A 20,568-nucleotide genomic window follows, 5' to 3' on the forward strand; every position below is an offset into this window, starting at 1 on the left:
TTCAAATGAAATCTAATTTATTTAAATCAGTCTGGGTTACCCTTACAGTACTCACTGTGTGGGGGTGTAATCCTTTAAAACTGAAAGATATTACCGATCCTAATAACCCCTCTGTGGCCAGTGTATCCAGTAATGCTTCCAGGGCACAGATCCAATTTTTAATTACTGGTCTGGAATCACGTCACCGTGACTATCTCTTTACCGTTACGGCTGCTTTTGGAACCTTTGGCAGGGAAATCTGGTATTTCAACGCTTCTGATCCACGTTTCCAAACAGACTGGTTAGGCCAGAGCGGAAGAAGACCTGATGCAGCCTATTTTGGTTTTGGTGCAACAGGAGGTGCCGCCTATGCTTCTCCTTACCAAACTATCCGCCAGGCAATTGTTTTACGTAATGCAGCTTTAAACACAAATGTTTTAAGTGAGCAGGAAAAGAAAGCAGTAACTGGTTTTGCAAAAACTATTATGGGTTACCAGTTTATGATTCCTGCAAATTTCCTGTATGAAAATGGAATTCGTGTTGATGTGGAAGATCCTTTAAAGCCCGGGCCTTTTGTAACCTATCAGGAGGGGCTTACTTATATCAAAGGAGTATTAGATCAGGGTTTTGCAGATTTGAATGCAGCAGGTACAACGTTTCCCTTTATATTAACTTCCGGATGGGCCGGGTTTAATAGCATTGATGGCTTAAAACGTGTAAACCGTGCCATTGCTGCAAGATTGGCTATTTACCGCAGAGATTGGCAGGGTGCATTGGATGCACTCAATGCTTCCTTTATGAATGTTACAGGTAATTTAAGTGCCGGTCCTGCCCACGTATATGGAGCAGCTCCTGATATTTTCAATCCCCTGTTTTATGTATTGAACGCTAATATCAGTACCATCATAATTGTACATCCTTCTATGTTAAGTGATGCTACTCCTAATGACGCCCGTGTAGCAGCTAAGTTCTTCCAGCGTACAACTCCTGCCAGTGTTTCCACAGATGCCGGTACATTGTTTGGTACACACCAGGACAGAAGATGGGCTACCAATACCACTTCTATACCCTTCATAAAAAATGAAGAGTTGATATTGATTAAAGCAGAGGCACATGCACAACTCAACCAGTTTACTGAAGCAGTAGATGCTATTAATGTGATTCGTACTGCAGCTAATATTGGGAACTACAGCGGGGCTCAAACACAAGCCGCATTGATTACAGAAATTTTATATCAACGTCGGTATTCATTATGGGCTGAGCCATGGGGACATCGCTGGATTGATACCCGTCGTTATGATCGTATGAATGAAATTCCTGTAAATCTTGACCAGGGAGCGGTATTCCGTCAATTCCCGAAACCACAGGCAGATCTTAACTGGGATTTGTATGTTGGAGGTTAATCAAAAAGTTTTTATTGCAAAGAGCCATGCTATGCATGGCTCTTTTTTATTAATAAAGCTGAAGCCTTCCATCTGCGTCCATGATTGCTTTTTCTTCAGCAATCAACCGGTTAATAACTTCCTGAATACGTACCCGCTCTTTACTGCCGCTTTGCAGTAATAATTTTTTAGTGTCAATTTTTTTATTGGTTGACCGGCTGATTAAAGACTCATGAATGCGATTGTATTCTTCCTGCGAAAGCTCATTTCCTTTTTTCCATAAGCACACATCGCAAATACCACATTCATCACTATCTGCGTCTCCAAAATAAGTGCCGATAATTTTGCTGCGGCAATGGTTCTGTTCATTTGCATAAGCAATCATCGTCTGTATACGTTTTTCGAATTCAGCTTTTCTGTTGAGCCTGTTTTGCGGATGGATGAATAAATTTTCTACCGACGGGCGGCCTTGTGTAAACTGAAGCTGCGGTTTATCTTTTTGCGGCGAGTAGTTGACAATGCCCAACTGGTGCAGTTGAACTAATTGCTGTTTTACCTCTTCTAAACTTTGCTGTGTAAACTTCACCAGCTGTTTTTCTGAAATGATGCTTTCCATATCAAAAATGCCGCCATAGTTCCGTAACAGTGCTTTAAGAATGGGCTCTAAGTCAGGTCGCTTTTTTTCAAATTCAAATAAGGATTCTTTATCGGCAGTAAACACCAGCCGGGAAGGAATAAAAATCTGCTCTGCATAACTCAGCCATCCTTCCTGTTCCAGCGTTTTTAAACTGTACATAGCAGTATGTACGTTTAGCTGAAATTTTTTGATAAAGTCTGTTATATCAAACTCCATCCATTCCATTTCACCGCTGCCTTCAGGTACCTGTAAATAGTTTACCAGGCATTGATAAACCTGTCTAACTTCTTCAATTGCAGGAAAGCGAATGGCAGGCAGTCCTTCTAATTCTTTCAAATCTTTTTCTTCATACAGTAAAACAGCATAGGCTTTCATTCCGTCACGGCCCGCACGACCGGCCTCCTGGTAATAATTCTCCAGGCAATCAGGAATATCATGATGAATTACAACCCGCACATCGGGCTTATCAATACCCATTCCAAACGCATTGGTGCATACAATGACTCTTGTTTGATTTTGCAGCCAGGCTTCCTGTTTAGCACTTCGTTCATCATTGCTCAAACCTGCATGGTAAAAATCTGCACGGATATTTTGCAGTTGCAGCAACTGTGCTACTTCCTGTGTCATACGCCGGCTTTTGCAATACACAATGGCAGTGCCCTGCACGTTGTTCAGCACCTGTAAAATTTTATTAATACGGCTTTCTACTTTAAAAACACTGAATGAAAGGTTGGGTCGCAGAAAACTTCCTTTGTAAATATGATGATGGGTGAACTGAAGTTTATTACAAATGTCATCCTGTACTTTTGGTGTGGCTGATGCTGTAACGGCTAATACCGGAACATCAGGGAGTTCGTTCCGCAGCGCTGCAATTTTTAAATACGAAGGCCGGAAATCATAGCCCCATTGACTGATGCAATGTGCTTCGTCAACTGCTATCAGTTGTACATTCATACCGGGCAGGTATTCCAGGAACAAGTTGGTTGTTAAGCGTTCCGGTGATACATACAGGAATTTGAGTTTTTCATTTACTGCTAACTGCAGAATTTCTTTTACCTGTGGAAAGGGCATTCCAGTATAAATTGCTGCAGCTTCAATCTTCTTTTGATGAAGGGCCTGCACCTGGTCTTTCATTAAGGCAATAAGCGGACTTACTACAATACACATTCCATCTCTTGCTAGTGCAGGCACCTGGTAGCAAATGCTTTTACCACCACCGGTAGGCAATAAAGCCAGCGTATCTTTTCCGGACAAAACGGATTCAATAATTTCCTTTTGTAAGGGACGGAAAGAAGAATAGTTCCAATAGTGTTGTAATATGGAATGAATATGCTGCATCTGTTCGTTCGAATTTACACTACTTTCTTAACGAACAGACGAACAGAGTTAATAGCCAGCACTACATCACTCAACCCCATAACCAATGCACCAAAGGTGGGGGTTAATAATCCAAATGCAGCTACAGGAATAGCAATGATGTTATAAAAGAATGCCCAGAATAAATTTTGTTTGATGGTTAAAAAAGTGTGCCTTCCTAATCCTAAGCTCAAGGGTAAATTCTTTAAGCCGTGATTCATCAATACAACATCCGCTGTTTGCATGGCCACCTGCGATGCATCGCTCAGCGATATGCCGATAGTAGCTTTTGCAAGTGCCGGTGCATCATTAATACCATCGCCCACCATTGCCGTAGGTGCTTTTGCCGTTAATGCAGCAATGGTTTCCAGTTTTTGTTCAGGCGTTTGTTCTGCTATTACTTCGTCAATACCCAGTTCTTTTGCAATCAATTCCGTTTTGTGTTTACGATCGCCACTCAGCAGAATTGTTTTTATGTTTTTACTGTGCAGGTAAGTAAGAATTGGTTTTGCTTCTGCCCTTAACTCATCTTTTACATCAATCCACCCGAGCAGCTCATCATTCTTCAACACATAAACATTGTGTGTTTCATCATTTGTAAAATGCTCCGCTGCTTTATAGGAGCCGGCAATATATACATCACCTTCTTTGCTCACAGCTTTCATACCCAATCCTTTGATCTCTTCAATACTTGCCCAACGGATATCATCCTTCACCTTCCATGCTTCGCTAATACATCTGGCAATTGGGTGATTGGAATACTTCTCGAGGGAATAGGCAATACGCTTAAAAGAGTCAATAGTCAATGGTGAATGGTGAATACTTGCGGCATCATTCACTATTGCCTTTTCACTATTCACAAATTTGAAATCTGAAATCTGAAATTGACCGGTAGTTAATGTACCTGTTTTATCAAACACTACCTGTGTAATATTTTTAAACAGCTCAAGACTTTTTGCATTACGGAACAGTACGCCATTCTTTGCTGCTCTTCCCAGGCCTACTGCAATCGCTGCAGGAGTAGCCAAACCCATTGCACAAGGGCATGCAATTACTAATACTGCAATACTCCTCATGAGAGCCGGTGTAAACTCTTTTAATATAATCCAGTTGGCAGCAAATGTTACGCCTGCAATAATCAGTACCAACGGAATAAACACTGCACTGATCTTATCTGCCATTTGCTGCATGGGCGGTTTTTCCCCCTGCGCCTGTTTTACAAGATTTACAATATTGGCTAATACAGAATCTTTGGCGGCTGCAGTTACCTGTGCTTTAACGGTGCCATCCACAAGAAGGCTTCCCCCGATTAGTGCATCTTTTTGTTTTTTTGTGATGGGCAAACTCTCGCCTGTAATAATGGCTTCATTTACTGTAGCCTCACCCCATAAGATTTTGCTATCTGCCGGAATCTGCTCGCCACTTTTAATAAGAATCAGATCACCGGTACGAAGTACATTGTTCTCCACCTGGAAAATCTGTTCATGATGATGTTCATCAAAGGCAATCATGTTTGCCATAACCTTTTGGCTTTTGGCCAAACTGTTTAAAGCTCTTTGTGTTTGCATTACAGAAGCATCTTCCAGGTAATTGCCAAGAAATACAAGCGTAATGATGGTAGCTGCTGTTTCGTAAAACATGTATTGTTCCGCCTGCCCGGTGAGTGTACCGTACAAACTGTACACAAAGGCAGCAGTAGCACCTACAGCAACTAATACATTCATGTTCGGCATGCCGTTACGAATGCTCTTAACCGCACTTTTACCGAAATAACTCATGCCGATTATATAAACCGGGAGACACAAACCTAACTGCACCCATGGGTTCATGAGCCAATGAATATGAATAACGGATTCCAGCATGTGCAGCATCAGTACCAGCGTAAACGGAGCGCAAATGAGCACATAACGCAGGTAGCGGTTCATTGGTTCTTTGGTTTCTTTTCGAGTACTGATTCCGTTTTTTTCTGCTACATGATATCCCAGCGATTCAATTCCCTTTTCAATTTTTTCAAAACCATTTCCGGCCACCACGTCAAAAATTACTTCGCCACTTACAGGGTTGGCTTTTACATTTTTCAATCCTTCTTTTTCAAGGTATTTAGAGATGGTTAAAGCACAGTTAGCACAGGTCATCCCTTCTACTTTCCAGTTAATCGTTGCTGTTTGTTCTGAGCTCTTGTTCATATTGCAAAGTTACAACAGGGCTGCAAGCTGCTCAATCAATATCTTTGCAACCATTATTCAAAATCATTGCAAACAGAAGTAACCATACAAAATATACAGGCTGTAGCTAAGGAAATATGGTCTCAATACCACCACTACAAAGTATGGGCTTTTCATGCGGCCATGGGCAGCGGCAAAACCACTTTTATTCATGCTTTGTGTGATGTGCTGGGTGTAACAGATGCTGTAGGCAGCCCCACTTTTTCCATCATCAATCAATACCGGATGGCAGACGGACAAACTTTATATCACCTGGATCTATACCGCATTAATGATGATGAAGAAGCCGTGCAGGCGGGTGTGGAAGAGGTGTTGTACAGCGGCGACTATTGTATGGTAGAATGGCCGGATAAAATTCCGGGTTTATTGCCTGATGATGCGTTGCAGTTGCAGATAGAACCATTAAATGATTCTACACGCAGAATAACCATCACAATTCCCGAATAGTTTTTGTAACTTAACCGTTCAATATTCAATTATTTACAGACCAACCGTATGGCTCTTTCCAAACCGATTGTAAGTGCTTCTTTCAGCTACGAAACTTTAGAGGAAAAATTAGATATTAAGGCAAAAGGTGCCCAGCTTTTTATTGGCATTCCTAAAGAACAAATGTTCCAGGAAAACAGGGTGGCGTTAACACCGGAAGCAGTAAGTGTACTGGTTAATAACGGTCATCGTGTACTCATTGAATATCTTGCCGGGGAAGGCGCTCATTTTTCTGATAAGGATTACAGTGATGCCGGTGCTAAAATAGCTTACGACCGTAAAGAAGTGTACCAGTGTGATATGCTCATTAAATCAGCGCCGGTAACAGAGCAGGAACTGGAGCTGTTAAAGCCGGGACAAACCATCATTTCGCCTTTGCATGTAGCCGTTATGAAATCCGGAATCCTGGAAGGCATGATGGAGAAACGTATTACTGCACTATCTTTTGAAAATCTTAAGGATGATTCCGGAAATAACCCCATCGTTCGCAGCATGAGTGAAATTGCCGGTAGTGCCGTAATGCTGATTGCGGGGCAGTACCTCAGCAATTTCAATAATGGCAAAGGGGTGTTACTCGGCGGCATAAGTGGAATTCCCCCAACCAAAGTCATCATCATCGGCGCCGGTATTGTGGGTGAATATGCAGCCCGTACAGCGTTGGCAATGGGCGGCAGTGTAAAAGTATTTGACAATAATATTTACAAGCTCAAACGCATGCAAACGGCTATCGGCCACCGTATGTGGACGAGTGTGATAGAACCCAAAATCCTGGCCAAGCAGTTAAAGACCTGTGATGTGGCGGTAGGTGCATTGTCTTCCATGGGCGGAGCCCGCAGCCCGATTGTTGTAACAGATGAGATGGTAAGTATGATGCGGCCCGGCAGTGTAGTAGTGGATGTGAGTATTGACCGTGGCGGTTGTTTTGAAACCAGTGAAGTAACCAGTCATGAAAGTCCCATTTTTATCAAACATGGTGTTATTCATTATTGTGTGCCCAATATACCCAGTGGGTTTGCCCGCACTGCTTCACAGGCCATCAGTAATGTATTAATGCCGCTGTTAATTGAAATAGCCGATGAAGGTGGTTTGGAAAAACTGCTGTGGCATAAGCTGAATATCCGCAATGGCATTTACATGTTTAAAGGAGCCCTCACCAATTTCCACCTGAGCCAACGCTTTGATTTAAAGTTTACCGATCTTAATTTGCTGATTGCAAGCAGGGGGTAGAATTTTATTTATACCTGCTAACCGGGAATATAGAATTGCAAAACTTATACTCCTGTTCATCATTGCTGCTCACAATTACCAGTTTCTCCGTGGCATATTGTTGAATGAGATGATGGTACAATGCAATGCCATCTGTATCTAAATTGGTAGTAGGTTCATCCAGGAGTAATACCGGCACATCGCTGAAAATGGCTGTTGCCAGTTTCACCCGTTGTTTCATACCGCTGCTGTAGTAACGGATTTGTTTTTGCGCTGCATGTTTTAATCCGAGTGTTTGAATGATTGCAGCTATATCAGTACGAAAAGGTTTGAAAGAATTATGAAACGCCAGTACTTCTGTAAGCGTCATTTCTTCAGGCAGCTCTAAATAAGGAGCGGCAATGGAGAGGTATTGATGATGCTGTTCCGGTTCAATTGCCCGATCATTGAACTTAAATTCAATCTCGCCTTCGTTGTGCTGTACGGCACCGGCTATTACCTGTAAAAGAGTTGATTTTCCGCTGCCATTGTTTCCTGTAATAGCATAAGCGTTACCTGTATTGAATTCGTAAGTGAGGTGACGAAAAATCCATTCCCTGTTGTATCGCTTACCGGCATCAGAAAGCAATATCTTCATCACCATTGTTTTGAGAATGACGTTTGATAATTCCGATTTCGCTTTTGCGGATAAAGCCAAGAATTTCTTCCCTCGTATCTGTTTCAGGAAGCATCTGCTCAATCAACTGAACAGCTTTGGAAACAATGTGCTTCTCTACAAAAAGAATATGATAGATCTTAAAGATTTCTTCAATCTTTTCCTTGCTGTAACCACGACGGCTTAAACCGACGTTGTTAATACCCACATAACTTAATGGTTCACGTGCTGCTTTTACAAAAGGAGGTACGTCCTTGCGGATAGCACTCATACCCGCTATGTACGTATGGGCACCTATATGTGTAAACTGATGCGCTGCACTCAATCCGCCAATGATGGCAAAATCATCAACCGTTACGTGCCCGGCCAATTGCACAGAGTTAGCAAGTATTACATTATTGCCCACCATACAATCATGGGCCACATGGGCATAAGCCATAATAAGACAGTTGCTACCCACCCTGGTGGTGTTCTTATCAGTAGTACCACGATGGATGGTTACACATTCACGGATGGTGGTGTTGTCGCCAATTTCAGCAAGTGTGTATTCATTACGGTATTTCAGATCCTGCGGTACGGCACCAATTACAGCGCCGGGAAATATTCTGCAGTTTTTGCCAATACGGGAACAGGGGAACACGGTTACATTGCTCATGATATGTGTACCATCACCTATTACCACATCATCATGAATCATTACAAAAGGATCAATAGTAACGTTGTTGCCTATTTGTGCATTGGGATGTATATGTGCCAGCGGACTGATCATTGGTTGGTTCTTTTTACAATTTGAGCAGTAAGGTCGGCTTCACACACAACTTTGCTGCCCACAAAAATGGTTCCTCTCATTTCGCAAATGCCACGGCGGATGGGGTTTTTCAACTCCATCTTTAAAAGTAAGGTATCGCCGGGAACTACTTTTTGTTTGAATTTACAATTATCCACTTTCAAAAAGTAAGTATCGTATTTATCAGTAGTGTTTTTTGGAATGGCCAGTAAGCCGCCACATTGCGCCAATGCTTCTACCTGCAACACACCGGGCATAACATAGTTGCCGGGAAAATGTCCCTGGAAGAAGGGCTCATTATAGGTTACATTTTTTACACCCACAATATGTGTATCGCTGAATTCAATGATTTTATCAACTAGTAAAAAAGGAAAACGATGGGGCAGAATTTTTTCAATCTCTACTACATCATGAATCGGTGGCTTTTCCGGGAAATAAGCCGGAACATTCGCCTTAAACTTGTTTTTCCGGATGTGCTCCTTTATCTTTTTTGCAAAGGCTACATTGCTGGCATGTCCGGGCCTGTTAGCAATAATATGTGCTTTAAACGGCATGCCCACCAGCGCCAGGTCGCCCACAAGGTCCAGCAGTTTATGACGGGCCGGTTCGTTAGGGAAACGAAGTTTGAGATTGTTCAGATATCCCTCGCTGGTAACAGCAAATTTCTCCTTTCCAAAAGCTTTGGAAAGTGTTTCCAGTTGCTCATCGGTTACCTCTTTATCAACCACCACAATAGCGTTGTTCAAATCACCGCCTTTAATGAGATTGTTTTTTAAGAGGAACTCCAGTTCGTGAAAAAATGAAAAAGTACGGCAGGTGGCTATTTCTTCATTAAACTCTGCCATGTTTTTGATCTGGGCATGCTGGGTGCCTAATACCGGAGAGTTGAAATCAATTAAGGTATTGATGCGGTATTCATTGGCCGGCATGGCTACCATTTCCACCTTCTTATCATCATCAGTAAAGTAGATATTATGATCGATGGTGTACCAGGTTTTAATTGCGTCCTGTTTTTTGCGGCCGGCTTTGAGTAAAGCCTGTACAAAAGGGCCTGAACTGCCATCTAAAATGGGAATTTCAGGACCATTGATTTTTACCAGTACATTATCTATTTCACAACCTGCTAATGCAGCCAGCAGGTGTTCAATGGTACTTACTGAGGCTCCGTTATGAGAAAGCGTAGTGCTGCGGTTGGTTTCTGTTACAAAATCAACATCAGCTTTTACTGTGGGCTGTTCTTCAAGATCAACCCGCTGAAACACAATACCAGTGTTGGGTTCGGCGGGTTCAAGCGTCATTGTTACCGAATGACCGGTATGAATTCCTACACCGTCAATAGAAATTGCTTCTGCCAACGTATGTTGGTTACTGCAGCCGTTTCCGTTTCCGTTTTCCATGGCTGCGAAAGTAGTAAAAAAGGGGTAAATGGGGTGGAACAGCAGTTAGTCTCCGGTTCAGATACTCTCTTTTTCTGCCATCAGTTGTTTAATGAGTTGTTCCAGTTCGGCAATGCGCTTTTCCATTTCAGGAAGGGTGCGGAATACCGCCTGGCTGCGGAGCATGCTGGTATAGTCATAAGCAGGGCTGCCTGTAACGACACTGTTTGATTGTTTCAGCGATTTACTCACGCCGCTTTGTGCGTTAATTCGGCTGCCATCGGCAATGGTAATATGACCCACAATGCCTACCTGGCCGCCAATCATTACTTTATTGCCGATTTTGGTACTGCCGCTTACACCGGTTTGAGCCGCTATAACGGTGTGGTAGCCCACTTCCACATTATGTGCTATCTGGATAAGGTTGTCCAGTTTGGCGCCGGCATGTATGATGGTGCTGCCCATGGTGGCCCGGTCAATAGAACAATTACTGCCTATTTCAACATCATCTTCAATTAATACGTTTCCTATCTGGGGTACTTTTTTATAAGTACCATCGTTTTGCGGTGCAAATCCAAAACCATCACCCCCGATCACTGTTCCCGCATGAATGGTAATGCGGTTGCCCAGCGAGCAATCGTGATAAATTTTCACACCCGGGTGTAACACACAATTATCACCAATCACCACATTATTACCGATAAATGAATGCGGATAGATTTTTACGTTATTTCCCACCTTTACATTTTCACCTATGTACGAAAATGCGCCAACAAATACATGCTCACCCAGCCGGGCAGATTTACAGATATAAGATGGTTCCTGAATGCCTGTAAGCTGACCGGCACTCAGTTTTTCGTAAGTCTGTAAAAGTGTGGCAAAGGCAGAATAAGCATCGGGCACACGTATTAACGTAGCGGAAATAGTTTCTTTTAACTCCTGGTTTTCATTAATAATAATGATGGATGCCCGGGTGGTATATAAAAACTCTTCGTATTTGGGGTTGGCTAAAAAGGCGAGCTGACCGCTGGTGGCTTCTTCAATTTTACCAAAGGAACGCACTGAGGCTGAAGGGTTTCCTTCAATTTTACCATTTATGATTGCAGCAATTTGTTGCGCAGTAAACTCCATGTATCCTTGGTGTATTAGTTAAAGATAATTCCTAAAACGCTGCTGAGCAAGATTTATGATGCTGTTCAGGCCTTTTTCAGGATTTGCCCCGGCGCACAAAGGTAGAACTTTTGAGCCGGGCTGCTGCCGGTTAAATGAATCAATCCATACTCAACTTCCGAAATATCTTTCACTTCACCGTTTTTAAACAGGATATTGATCCGTTCATTCTTTGTGTTGTACATCTTATTCTCTGCTATGCCATCAAATACAAGATATGCTGCATCTTGGACAGTAATCTGCATCCATTCCGCTGCTTTGTGCAGCAGCTTTTCTTTTTCTAAGGGATCAATGGGCGTCATTTGCAATTTTGTTTTGAGCATGTTACGGTTGATGAGCATGGTACTGAGGGTGCTCAGAATTTTATCAGGATGATGCGACCATTGTTTGATGGAACTCAATACATCATAATCATCTACCGAGCAGAATTTGTCCAGGTTTTCACGGATGAAAGCGGCTGAATTGGTGGTTCTCAAAATTTCATCCAGCACCGGGTTTACTGAAAATGTACCGGTTGAATCCTGCGCCAGTAACCTTGCCCGTTCAAGAATTTTCACCAGCATATTCTCTGCACTCAAAACCGTTTTATGCAAATAAGCCTGCCAATACATAAGGCGGCGTGCCACTAAAAATTTTTCTATGGAATACACTCCTTTTTCTTCAATCACAATTTCGTTGTTATGTACCGTCATCATTTTGATAATGCGGTCGTAACCGATGACACCTTCATTCACACCGCTGTAAAAACTATCACGGGTGAGATAGTCCATACGGTCTACATCTAACTGACTGCTGATGAGCTGGTGCAGAAATTTTTTGGGATGCGTACCTTTAAAAATGCTCAGGGCCGTTTGCAGTGCGCCATTCAGTTCCCTGTTGAGTTGCTCAAAAATGAGTACGGATATTTCTTCGTGATGTACTTCTTCAATCAGTACATGCTCCAGTGCATGGCTGAAGGGGCCATGACCTATATCGTGCAGCAGAATGGCAATTTTTGCACCCTGTTCTTCATCTGCAGAAATTTCTACTCCCTTACTTTTTAATTCGCTCAAAGCCTGGCACATGAGGTGATAGGCGCCCATGCTGTGGTGCAAACGTGTGTGCACGGCACCCGGATACACAAGGTGCGCCATTGCCATCTGGTGAATACGCCGCAGACGCTGATACCATGGATGGGAGAGCACTTTGAAGATAAGTTCATCATCAAAGGTGATAAAACCATATACAGGGTCATTTACTATTTTACGAAACTTCATGCTTTTACAAACTGTTAAAATAAAGGCAGTAAAAAATCAAAGGTAACAGAAGGGAAGGAATTCAATACATTTACAAACTCTGTATGAATGGAGGGTATTGAATTAAATCCGGAATTTAAAATCTTGAATCGTTATCAACAATGGCCTTAGCGAAAATACTTTGGGTGGATGATGAGATTGAAAGCCTGCAATCTCAAAAATTATTCCTTGAAAATAAAGGCTACGAAGTGCAAACACTAACCAACGGGTTTGATGCCATTGACTATGTAAAAGAGAATCCGGTAGATGTGGTGCTGATGGATGAAACGATGCCGGGCATCACAGGGTTGGAAACATTGGCCAAAATCAAAGAAGTAAATCAATCCATACCCGTTGTGCTCATTACTAAAAATGAAACAGAGAACCTGATGGATGATGCCATCGGTTCTCAGATCAGTGATTATCTTATCAAACCCGTAAATCCTAACCAGGTATTGCTGAGCTTAAAAAAGATCATTGATAATAAACGGTTAGTGAGCGAAAAAACAACCAGTGCTTACCAGCAGCAGTTCCGCAATTTATTTATGGCACTCAACAGTAATCCCAATTACAATGAGTGGATGGATATCTATAAAAAACTCGTGTACTGGGAACTTGAAATGAGTAAGGCTGATAGTCCTGAAATGAGTGAAGTGCTGCAAGCGCAGAAGGATGAAGCAAATAATGAATTCTTCAAATATATCTCCAGGAACTATACACAATGGCTCCATCCAAAAGCAACAGAGGCGCCGGTAATGAGTCATAGTTTGTTTAAGTATAAAGTGCTTCCGCATGCAGAAAAAGGAACTCCTTTGTTTTTTATATTGATTGATAACCTGCGTTTTGATCAATGGAAAACCATCCAGCCCATTTTTGCTGAAAGTTTCCGTATAACAGAGGAAGAAACCTTTTATGCCATTTTACCTACGGCTACACAATATGCCCGCAATGCTATCTTCAGCGGTATGCTTCCCATTGATATAGAAAAGAAATTTCCGCAGCAATGGAAAAACGATTACGAAGAAGGCGGAAAAAATCTGCATGAGGAAGAGTTTTTCAGGGCACAGATGAAACAATTAAACAAAGGCGATTTAAAAGTATCGTTTACAAAAGTGCTCAATCACCAGGCAGGACAGGATTTGATGAATAATATGCACAACCTGCTCAATAACGATATTAATGTGATTGTGTACAATTTTGTTGACATGCTCAGTCATGCCCGCACAGAAATGGAAGTGCTTAAAGAACTGGCCAACGATGAAAAGAGTTACCGCAGCATTACTGCCAGTTGGTTTGAGCATTCGCCGCTGCACCAGGCTTTGAAAAAAATTGCTGACAAAAAAATCAATATTGTATTGGCAACAGATCACGGCAGCATAAGGGTACAAAAACCGGCGAAAGTGGTGGGGGATAAAGAAACTACCACCAACATACGCTACAAACACGGCCGTAACCTGAACTATGAAGCCAAAGATGTACTGGCTTTTCGTGATCCTAAAGAAGCCGGGTTGCCCGTGCCCAATGTAAATTCATCTTTCATCTTTGCAAGAGAAGATGTATATCTCTGCTATCCCAATAACTACAATTATTATGTGAATTACTACCGCAACACCTTTCAACACGGCGGTGTGAGCCTGGAAGAAATGATTGTGCCGGTGGTAAGAATGACGAGTAAATAGTAAGTACGAAGTAAGAGGTACGAAGTACGAACTGTGGAAAAATCATTAAGCTATTATTCATTTTTCAACGCAGGTACTGATACATTTGCGGCATACTAAATTCCCCTTTAGGGGTTAGGGGCATGAAACTCAATCAAACAACATTAGATAAGCTGGAAGCAATATTAGAAGAGAGCGGATACATCGTTCGCTATGAGCGGGGCACTTTTCAAAGTGGCTATTGTATCCTGGAGCAGAAAAAAGTAGTAGTGCTCAATAAATTTCTGCAACTGGAAGGCCGCATTAATACCATGCTGGATCTCATTCCGCAACTGAAAGTAGAGTTTGATGCCCTCACTGCCGATTCTCAGAAACTGTATGAAGAAGTGCTTGCCATGGCAGCTTTAAAGCAAGCGGAGGAATAAGAAATGAAGAATGATCAATGAGAAGGTGTTACCAATGATTTTTAATTTTTCATTTCTTATTTTACACTTTTAATTTTACCCGTGTCTTATCCTTCCATCAAAATAACATTTCTTGGTACAGGTACCAGCAGCGGTGTTCCTATGATTGGCTGCGATTGTGCAGTTTGCACTTCTTCCAACCCAAAAGACAAGCGGCTCCGCAGCAGTATTATGGTGCAAACAAAAAACACCACTGTTGTTGTAGATACGACACCCGACTTCCGGTTCCAGATGCTGCGACTGGGCGTAAAAAAAGTTGATGCTATTATTTTCACACATCCTCATAAAGATCATATAGCCGGGCTGGATGATGTAAGGGCCTTCAATTTTCACACCCGCAAACCTATGGATGTATATGCAAACTATTTAACAGAGGAAGCCTTGCGGCGTGATTTCTATTATGCTTTTTCTGATACCAAATACCCGGGCGTTCCTGAAATCAATTTAAATACCATTACTACGGAACCTTTTACGGTGAACGATCTTAACATACAGCCCATACTGGTGTGGCACTTAAAAATGCCGGTGCTTGGTTTTCGTTTCGGACCTTTTACCTATATCACTGATGCCAATCGTATTGATGAAAAAGAGAAAGATAAGATCAGGGGCAGCAAGGCGATGGTTGTGAATGCACTCCGAAAAGAACCACATATCTCTCATTATACGCTGGATGAAGCTGTGGCATTAGTACATGAGCTGCAAGTACCTGAAGGATATTTCACACATATCAGTCACCAGTTAGGGTTACATGCGGAAATTGAAAAAGAATTACCTACCGGTATTCATTTAGGTTATGACGGATTGGTGCTTGAGTTTTGAACTGTTCCATTCGCTTCTACCCGCTTTGTAGTATTGCATTTGCTTTTGGCTTTGGCTAATTTTAAATGATGCCCGCCATACGTAACACCTGGATAAAAGATTATTTCACCTTCACAAAGAAAGAACGAAGAGCAGTGATCCTGCTGGCGCTTTTTGCCTTGTTCTTTTCCTTGCTTCCTGCCTTGTTTCCATTCCTCGTAAAACATGAAACTGATATTGTTATTGATGAAGAAAAGGAGCAACTGCTGGCATCCATGCGTACCGGTGAAAAAAAGCCTGTTACTTCAAATGAGGAGGCAGGCAATGCAGATTGGTATGAACCAAAACGGTCCGCCATGCCGCAGGCTAAATCAATGGAATCCAAAGGAGAGCTTTTTTACTTTAACCCCAACACAGCAACGGCTGAGGAATTAAGTCGCCTCGGTATCCGTGAAAAAACGGTTCAAACCATTTTAAAATACCGGAGTAAAGGCGGGCAGTTCAAAAAGCCGGAAGACATCAGCCGCATCTACGGTCTTTCTGCCAAGGAGGTGGAGCGACTAATGCCCTATGTAAAAATTGAAAACACCTTACCTGTTGCATCCACCACTTCGAATACAACTTCAGTATCCACACAACCACAAGCAACCAGAAACACCGTTTTTTCTGAAAAGAAGTCAAAACCCATTGATATTAACAAGGCTGATACCTCTGAATGGAAAAGTCTCAAAGGCATCGGTTCTTATTATGCAAAGAAGATTGTGGGCTTTCGTGAAAAACTGGGCGGCTTCTATAAGGTTGAACAAGTAGCAGAAACCTATGGGCTGCCTGATTCTACCTTTCAGAGCATCCGTTCTTTTCTGCTTATCAGTACAGATCTTATTAAACAGATCAACCTGAATACAGCAACTGTTGAAGAGCTCAAAGCTCACCCATACATTAAGGCCAATATTGCGACTGCTATCGTCAACTACAGAGCCAATCATGGCGCATTTAAATCCGTAGAACAATTATTGAATATCGGGGCCATAGATAATGAGTTGTACCGGAAAATAGCGCCTTATCTATCCGTAGAGTAAAGGAAATATTTTTTTGAAGAATCGCTAACATTTGTTAGCAAGCCCTTATCTTTGTGCCGCCGTTACGATTGATTGCTAAAAACAGAATGAGTCATGCTCTGCTTGCAGTACATGACTCATTTATTTAAAAGAAGAATGATGAACTTTCAAACCAACGAATTAACACAACAGGTAGCCCAGGTAGCCAGGGATTTTGCAGTAAAACATATACGTCCGCATGTAATGGAGTGGGATGAAACCCAGCATTTCCCCATTGAAACCATGAAGGCTATGGGTGAATTGGGACTGATGGGCATTTTTGTACCGGAACAATATGGCGGCAGCGGCTTTGGGTATCATGAATACGCTACAGCCATAGTAGAGATAGCAAAAGTTTGTGGCTCAGTGGGCTTGAGTTTGGCTGCACATAATTCTTTGTGCACCGGTCATATTTTATACTGTGGAAGCGAAGCACAAAAGCAAAAGTATTTGCCCAAACTGGCAAGTGGTGAATGGATTGGTGCTTGGGGTTTAACAGAACCCAATACGGGAAGCGATGCCGGCAATATGAAAACAACAGCTGTAAAGGATGGGGATGACTGGATTTTGAACGGAACCAAATGTTGGATCACACACGGTATTAGTGGAGATGTGGCAGTAGTGATTGCCCGTACCGGGGAACCAAGAACAAGCGGTAATGCAACCGCCTTTATTGTGGAACGGGAAACACCTGGTTTTAAAGCCGGCAAGAAAGAAAATAAGTTAGGGATGCGTGCCAGCGAAACAGCGGAAATGATTTTTGATAATTGCCGCATCAGTGATGCACAACGCATCGGCGAAGTGGGAGATGGCTTCCGGCAGGCATTGAAAGTATTGGATGGCGGACGGATTTCCATTGCGGCTCTATCACTCGGTATCGCCAAAGGTGCGTATGAAGCAGCATTGAACTATTCAAAAGAAAGACAACAATTTGATCAACCTATTTCCAATTTCCAGGGTATTTCGTTTAAACTGGCTGATATGGCAACAGAAATTGCCGCAGCAGAGTTGCTCATAGCCAAAGCTGCTGATTTAAAAAACCGTGGTGAGAAAGTAACTGAGGCCGGTGCCATGGCTAAATATTATGCCAGCGAAATTGCAGTGAAGATCAGCAATGATGCCGTGCAGATTTTTGGGGGCTACGGCTACACCAAAGATTTTCCCGTTGAAAAATTTTACCGTGATTCCAAGTTGTGTACGATAGGTGAGGGTACCAGTGAAATTCAAAAGATTGTGATAGCGAGGGAAGTGTTGAAATAGGATAGATTGTTAGATCTAAATTCTCTTTGTTTCTATTCGCTTATTCTATACCACTATTGCACTACGAAATTCTATTGAATTTTTAGTTTAACTTTCATTTGTGTAAAGGGGGCTTAACTTTCCTTTATTTTTAATTGTAATAACGCTAACTTGTTATTTCCTGTTTTGTTTTGTCAGGCAAAGTTTAATTAAGTGCTTACGCAATTATTTAACAGGAGATGATTTTGCGAACTTAAGAAAGTTTAATACTTGTTGAATGAGGTTCCTGCTTCTAACTACGTTGTTGCTATGTTTTAAAACATCTCAATGTCAGTTTCTCAAACCAGAGATAAAGGCTATTTTTGACAACCCTGTCTGCGAAAGTATTTATTTGCATTTTGACCGTCCTGTGTATGCGCCGGGTGATACAGTATGGTTTAAGGCTTATATTTTAGCTGGTCGCAACCTTTCATATTCCAGTACGAATTTCTTTATTGAGTTTTTTAATGCAACTGGTGCGCCGGTAAAGCAATTAGTTTACCCGATAATTTCAGGATCTGCTGCAGGATTTATCAAGATAGATCAAAGTTTAAAATCGGAGTTTCTTTTTTATAAAGCATATACAAGACAAATCCTTGATTTAAACAGAGAGTTTACAACAAGGGGAATGCTGCAGGTTATTCAACCGGAATCAGCCAACTCAATCAGTAAGGTCTACATCAATAAACAACATCAACTTTCTTTTTTTCCGGAAGGGGGGAATATGATAAAAAATGTAGATAGTTATATTGCCTTTAAAGCAGCAGGCAATAATGGAGTCCCATTGAAAACTCAAGGTGTTATTATTAATAATTTTAATGAAACACTTGCGAAATTTAGTGATACGCATAATGGAATGGGGAAATTTGTATTAACTCCGCAAGGGGATTCTATTTGGGCTGTATATCAAATAGAAGGTACTCCCGGTTATAATAAACTACTACTGCCACAGCCGCAGGAGCAGGGTGTAGTTTTTAATATCATTAAGCAAACAGACACCGGTTTTGTTTTCCGGGTGAAGAGGGGGAATGTACTCAATCCCAACTCAAAAAGGTTCTTCTTATTAGTGCATTCCGCAAACAATGTATTTTATGAAATGCCGATTGACTTAAGTAATAGTTATGAGTTTTTTGGATCAGTAAAAACAACAAAGAGTGAATCCGGAGTATTGAAGTTTACCTTGTTTTCTGAAGAAAAGTTGCCGGTAGCCGAAAGAATTGTGTTTATTAATGCAAAAAGCCATTTGCAATCACTTAATGTGTCTAATACAAAGATCGGGTTAGGCAAAAGGACTTTAAATGAAATTGAAGTGGGCATATCAGATACTGTTCTCACCAATATGTCAGTTGCTGTTGTGGATGATGATCTTCTTTTAAGTAATGAACTGCAGTCTGACATCATAACAAGTACCTTATTGGAAAATGAACTTAAAGGCTACATTTACCAGGCATCTTACTATTTATCTGATACTGTAAAAGCTGAGTATCTTGATTTGCTGATGCTTACACATGGCTGGCGCCGGTATTCTTTTGAAAATGAAAAGGATACCTATGTTCCATTCACTTATCAAACAAATGAAAACTACATAACACTGGAAGGTAGTGTAAAAGGATTAACTAAAGATGATTTAGCAAAAGCCGGTGAGCTGAATTTGGCTTATAATGCTTCGGATACTTCCTTCAATATTATTCCTGTTGCTCTTGATAATAACTGTAATTTTCAAATGAATCAACTGTTGTTTACCGATAGTTTGCAGGTGTCTTTTGCTTTTGCGAAACCTCCCGGTAAAAATTATCAAATCGAAATTAATTCCGGATTCAGCTTTGATAATACTCCTGAAAACATAACAACAGCTACCGGCAAGTATCCAGTAAGGCAAAATACTGTACTCGGCTTTAAACGTTATATCAGCGCTGACAGTATCAGGAATAACGAAATCAAGTCGCTCAAGGAAATTATCGTTAAGGGAAAACAAAAGAGTCAATTGGATATTATGGATGAAACCTATACCACAGGGTTTTTTCGTACTGATAGGGCAGTTAGAATAGATGTTATCAATGATCCGTATTTGCTTACGTACACAGATGTGATCTCTTATCTAAGATCAAAGTTACCTCCCGGTATACAAGTTTCATCTACCGGCGGATCAAACCTGTATTTTGTATGGCGCAACTCACTAACACATATTTACCTGAATGAGCAAACGGTAGATGCTGCCACCATTGCTGATTTGTCAATAAATCAGATTGCATACATCAAAGTCTTACGCCCGATTTTTTTAGGGTTGCCTACAAACCCTAACCCAACGGATATTAATATCCCCGGCGGGATAATCGGTATACGACAAATTTTTGGCACAGGCGGAGCTATATGTGTTTATACCAAGCGTGGGAATGACCCTATGATTAAGAAAGAGGCAAATCCGTCAAGAAAAAACATTTTTACTATATCGGGATATTCTGTTTCAAAAGAGTTTTATTCGCCTGACTACTCATTGGCAACACAAAATGACGAGACAATCGACACAAGAAAAACTCTATACTGGAATCAGGCACTTATCCTGGATAGTAAAAAACGAAAAGAAATACTTAAATTTTACAATAATGATTTTGCCAGGTCAATTAGAATAATAATCCAGGGAATTGACGCAAAGGGTAGGTTCGTGTACTATAATCAGCTGCTTAAGTAAAGAACCTGAATCCAGTAAAATTAAATTGTGGTTTTCAGTAAGATTGGTAAT

Annotated in this window: 16 protein-coding genes; 9 read left to right on the top strand and 7 right to left on the bottom strand. The window is 41.5% G+C overall.

Annotation, left to right across the window (positions count from 1 at the left end):
• Nucleotides 1-5 precede the first annotated feature (5 nt).
• Nucleotides 6-1,382 (top strand): RagB/SusD family nutrient uptake outer membrane protein, encoded by a 1,377-nt coding sequence (locus PDL71_RS04890; protein ID WP_407526143.1) that lies wholly within the window; start codon nt 6-8, stop codon nt 1,380-1,382.
• A 49-nt stretch (nt 1,383-1,431) separates the two neighbouring features.
• Here PDL71_RS04890 and PDL71_RS04895 read toward each other — a convergent pair whose 3' ends face one another.
• The gene (locus PDL71_RS04895) at nt 1,432-3,336 is read right to left on the bottom strand and encodes an ATP-dependent DNA helicase RecQ (protein ID WP_407526146.1); all 1,905 of its coding nucleotides are present in this window, start codon (nt 3,334-3,336) and stop codon (nt 1,432-1,434) included.
• 14 nt (nt 3,337-3,350) lie between these two features.
• On the bottom strand, nt 3,351-5,540 hold the full coding sequence (locus PDL71_RS04900) for a heavy metal translocating P-type ATPase (protein WP_407526149.1): 2,190 nt from the start codon (nt 5,538-5,540) through the stop codon (nt 3,351-3,353).
• Nucleotides 5,541-5,606: 66 nt separating this feature from the next.
• Between PDL71_RS04900 and tsaE the strand changes: the two genes are divergently transcribed.
• Complete coding sequence (tsaE, locus tag PDL71_RS04905) at nt 5,607-6,026, top strand: tRNA (adenosine(37)-N6)-threonylcarbamoyltransferase complex ATPase subunit type 1 TsaE (protein ID WP_407526151.1); 420 nt, start codon at nt 5,607-5,609, stop codon at nt 6,024-6,026.
• A 48-nt stretch (nt 6,027-6,074) separates the two neighbouring features.
• Nucleotides 6,075-7,292, top strand: coding sequence for an alanine dehydrogenase (locus tag PDL71_RS04910; protein ID WP_407526154.1), 1,218 nt, complete (start codon nt 6,075-6,077; stop codon nt 7,290-7,292).
• Between the two features lie 4 nt (nt 7,293-7,296).
• On the opposite strand, the gene PDL71_RS04915 is transcribed toward PDL71_RS04910, so the two are convergent.
• The 5 genes from PDL71_RS04915 to PDL71_RS04935 all read right to left on the bottom strand — a co-directional run bounded on the left by PDL71_RS04915 (nt 7,297) and on the right by PDL71_RS04935 (nt 12,515).
• Nucleotides 7,297-7,908, bottom strand: a complete 612-nt coding sequence (locus PDL71_RS04915; RefSeq protein WP_407526157.1) for an ATP-binding cassette domain-containing protein — start codon at nt 7,906-7,908, stop codon at nt 7,297-7,299.
• Nucleotides 7,889-8,695: an acyl-ACP--UDP-N-acetylglucosamine O-acyltransferase gene (lpxA, locus tag PDL71_RS04920; RefSeq protein ID WP_407526160.1), complete on the bottom strand. Its 807-nt coding sequence runs from the start codon at nt 8,693-8,695 to the stop codon at nt 7,889-7,891. The genes PDL71_RS04915 and lpxA overlap by 20 nt, the downstream gene beginning before the upstream one ends.
• Nucleotides 8,692-10,110: a bifunctional UDP-3-O-[3-hydroxymyristoyl] N-acetylglucosamine deacetylase/3-hydroxyacyl-ACP dehydratase gene (locus PDL71_RS04925; protein WP_407526163.1), complete on the bottom strand. Its 1,419-nt coding sequence runs from the start codon at nt 10,108-10,110 to the stop codon at nt 8,692-8,694. Before PDL71_RS04925 ends, lpxA begins: the two co-directional genes overlap by 4 nt.
• A gap of 57 nt (nt 10,111-10,167) precedes the next feature.
• Nucleotides 10,168-11,220 carry a UDP-3-O-(3-hydroxymyristoyl)glucosamine N-acyltransferase gene (gene lpxD / locus PDL71_RS04930; RefSeq protein ID WP_407526166.1) on the bottom strand — a complete coding sequence of 351 codons (1,053 nt, stop codon included), beginning with the start codon at nt 11,218-11,220 and terminating at the stop codon, nt 10,168-10,170.
• A 65-nt stretch (nt 11,221-11,285) separates the two neighbouring features.
• Nucleotides 11,286-12,515 carry an HD domain-containing protein gene (locus PDL71_RS04935; protein WP_407526169.1) on the bottom strand — a complete coding sequence of 410 codons (1,230 nt, stop codon included), beginning with the start codon at nt 12,513-12,515 and terminating at the stop codon, nt 11,286-11,288.
• A gap of 140 nt (nt 12,516-12,655) precedes the next feature.
• Here PDL71_RS04935 and PDL71_RS04940 point away from each other — a divergent pair, with 140 nt between their 5' ends.
• The 6 genes from PDL71_RS04940 (at nt 12,656) to PDL71_RS04965 (ending at nt 20,517) form a co-directional block, all read left to right on the top strand.
• Nucleotides 12,656-14,212 carry a response regulator gene (locus tag PDL71_RS04940; protein WP_407526172.1) on the top strand — a complete coding sequence of 519 codons (1,557 nt, stop codon included), beginning with the start codon at nt 12,656-12,658 and terminating at the stop codon, nt 14,210-14,212.
• Nucleotides 14,213-14,334: 122 nt separating this feature from the next.
• A complete protein-coding gene (locus tag PDL71_RS04945) occupies nt 14,335-14,616 on the top strand; it encodes a hypothetical protein (RefSeq protein WP_407526175.1) in 282 nt (93 codons plus the stop codon).
• An 81-nt stretch (nt 14,617-14,697) separates the two neighbouring features.
• Nucleotides 14,698-15,474, top strand: a complete 777-nt coding sequence (locus PDL71_RS04950) for an MBL fold metallo-hydrolase (protein ID WP_407526178.1) — start codon at nt 14,698-14,700, stop codon at nt 15,472-15,474.
• Between the two features lie 65 nt (nt 15,475-15,539).
• The gene (locus tag PDL71_RS04955) at nt 15,540-16,532 is read left to right on the top strand and encodes a ComEA family DNA-binding protein (protein WP_407526180.1); all 993 of its coding nucleotides are present in this window, start codon (nt 15,540-15,542) and stop codon (nt 16,530-16,532) included.
• Between the two features lie 138 nt (nt 16,533-16,670).
• Nucleotides 16,671-17,810: an acyl-CoA dehydrogenase family protein gene (locus PDL71_RS04960; RefSeq protein ID WP_407526183.1), complete on the top strand. Its 1,140-nt coding sequence runs from the start codon at nt 16,671-16,673 to the stop codon at nt 17,808-17,810.
• Nucleotides 17,811-18,180: 370 nt separating this feature from the next.
• Nucleotides 18,181-20,517 carry a hypothetical protein gene (locus PDL71_RS04965; RefSeq protein WP_407526186.1) on the top strand — a complete coding sequence of 779 codons (2,337 nt, stop codon included), beginning with the start codon at nt 18,181-18,183 and terminating at the stop codon, nt 20,515-20,517.
• Nucleotides 20,518-20,568 lie beyond the last annotated feature (51 nt).

The sequence above is a fragment of the Lacibacter sp. MH-610 genome, assembly GCF_045780045.1.
Classification (GTDB): domain Bacteria; phylum Bacteroidota; class Bacteroidia; order Chitinophagales; family Chitinophagaceae; genus Lacibacter.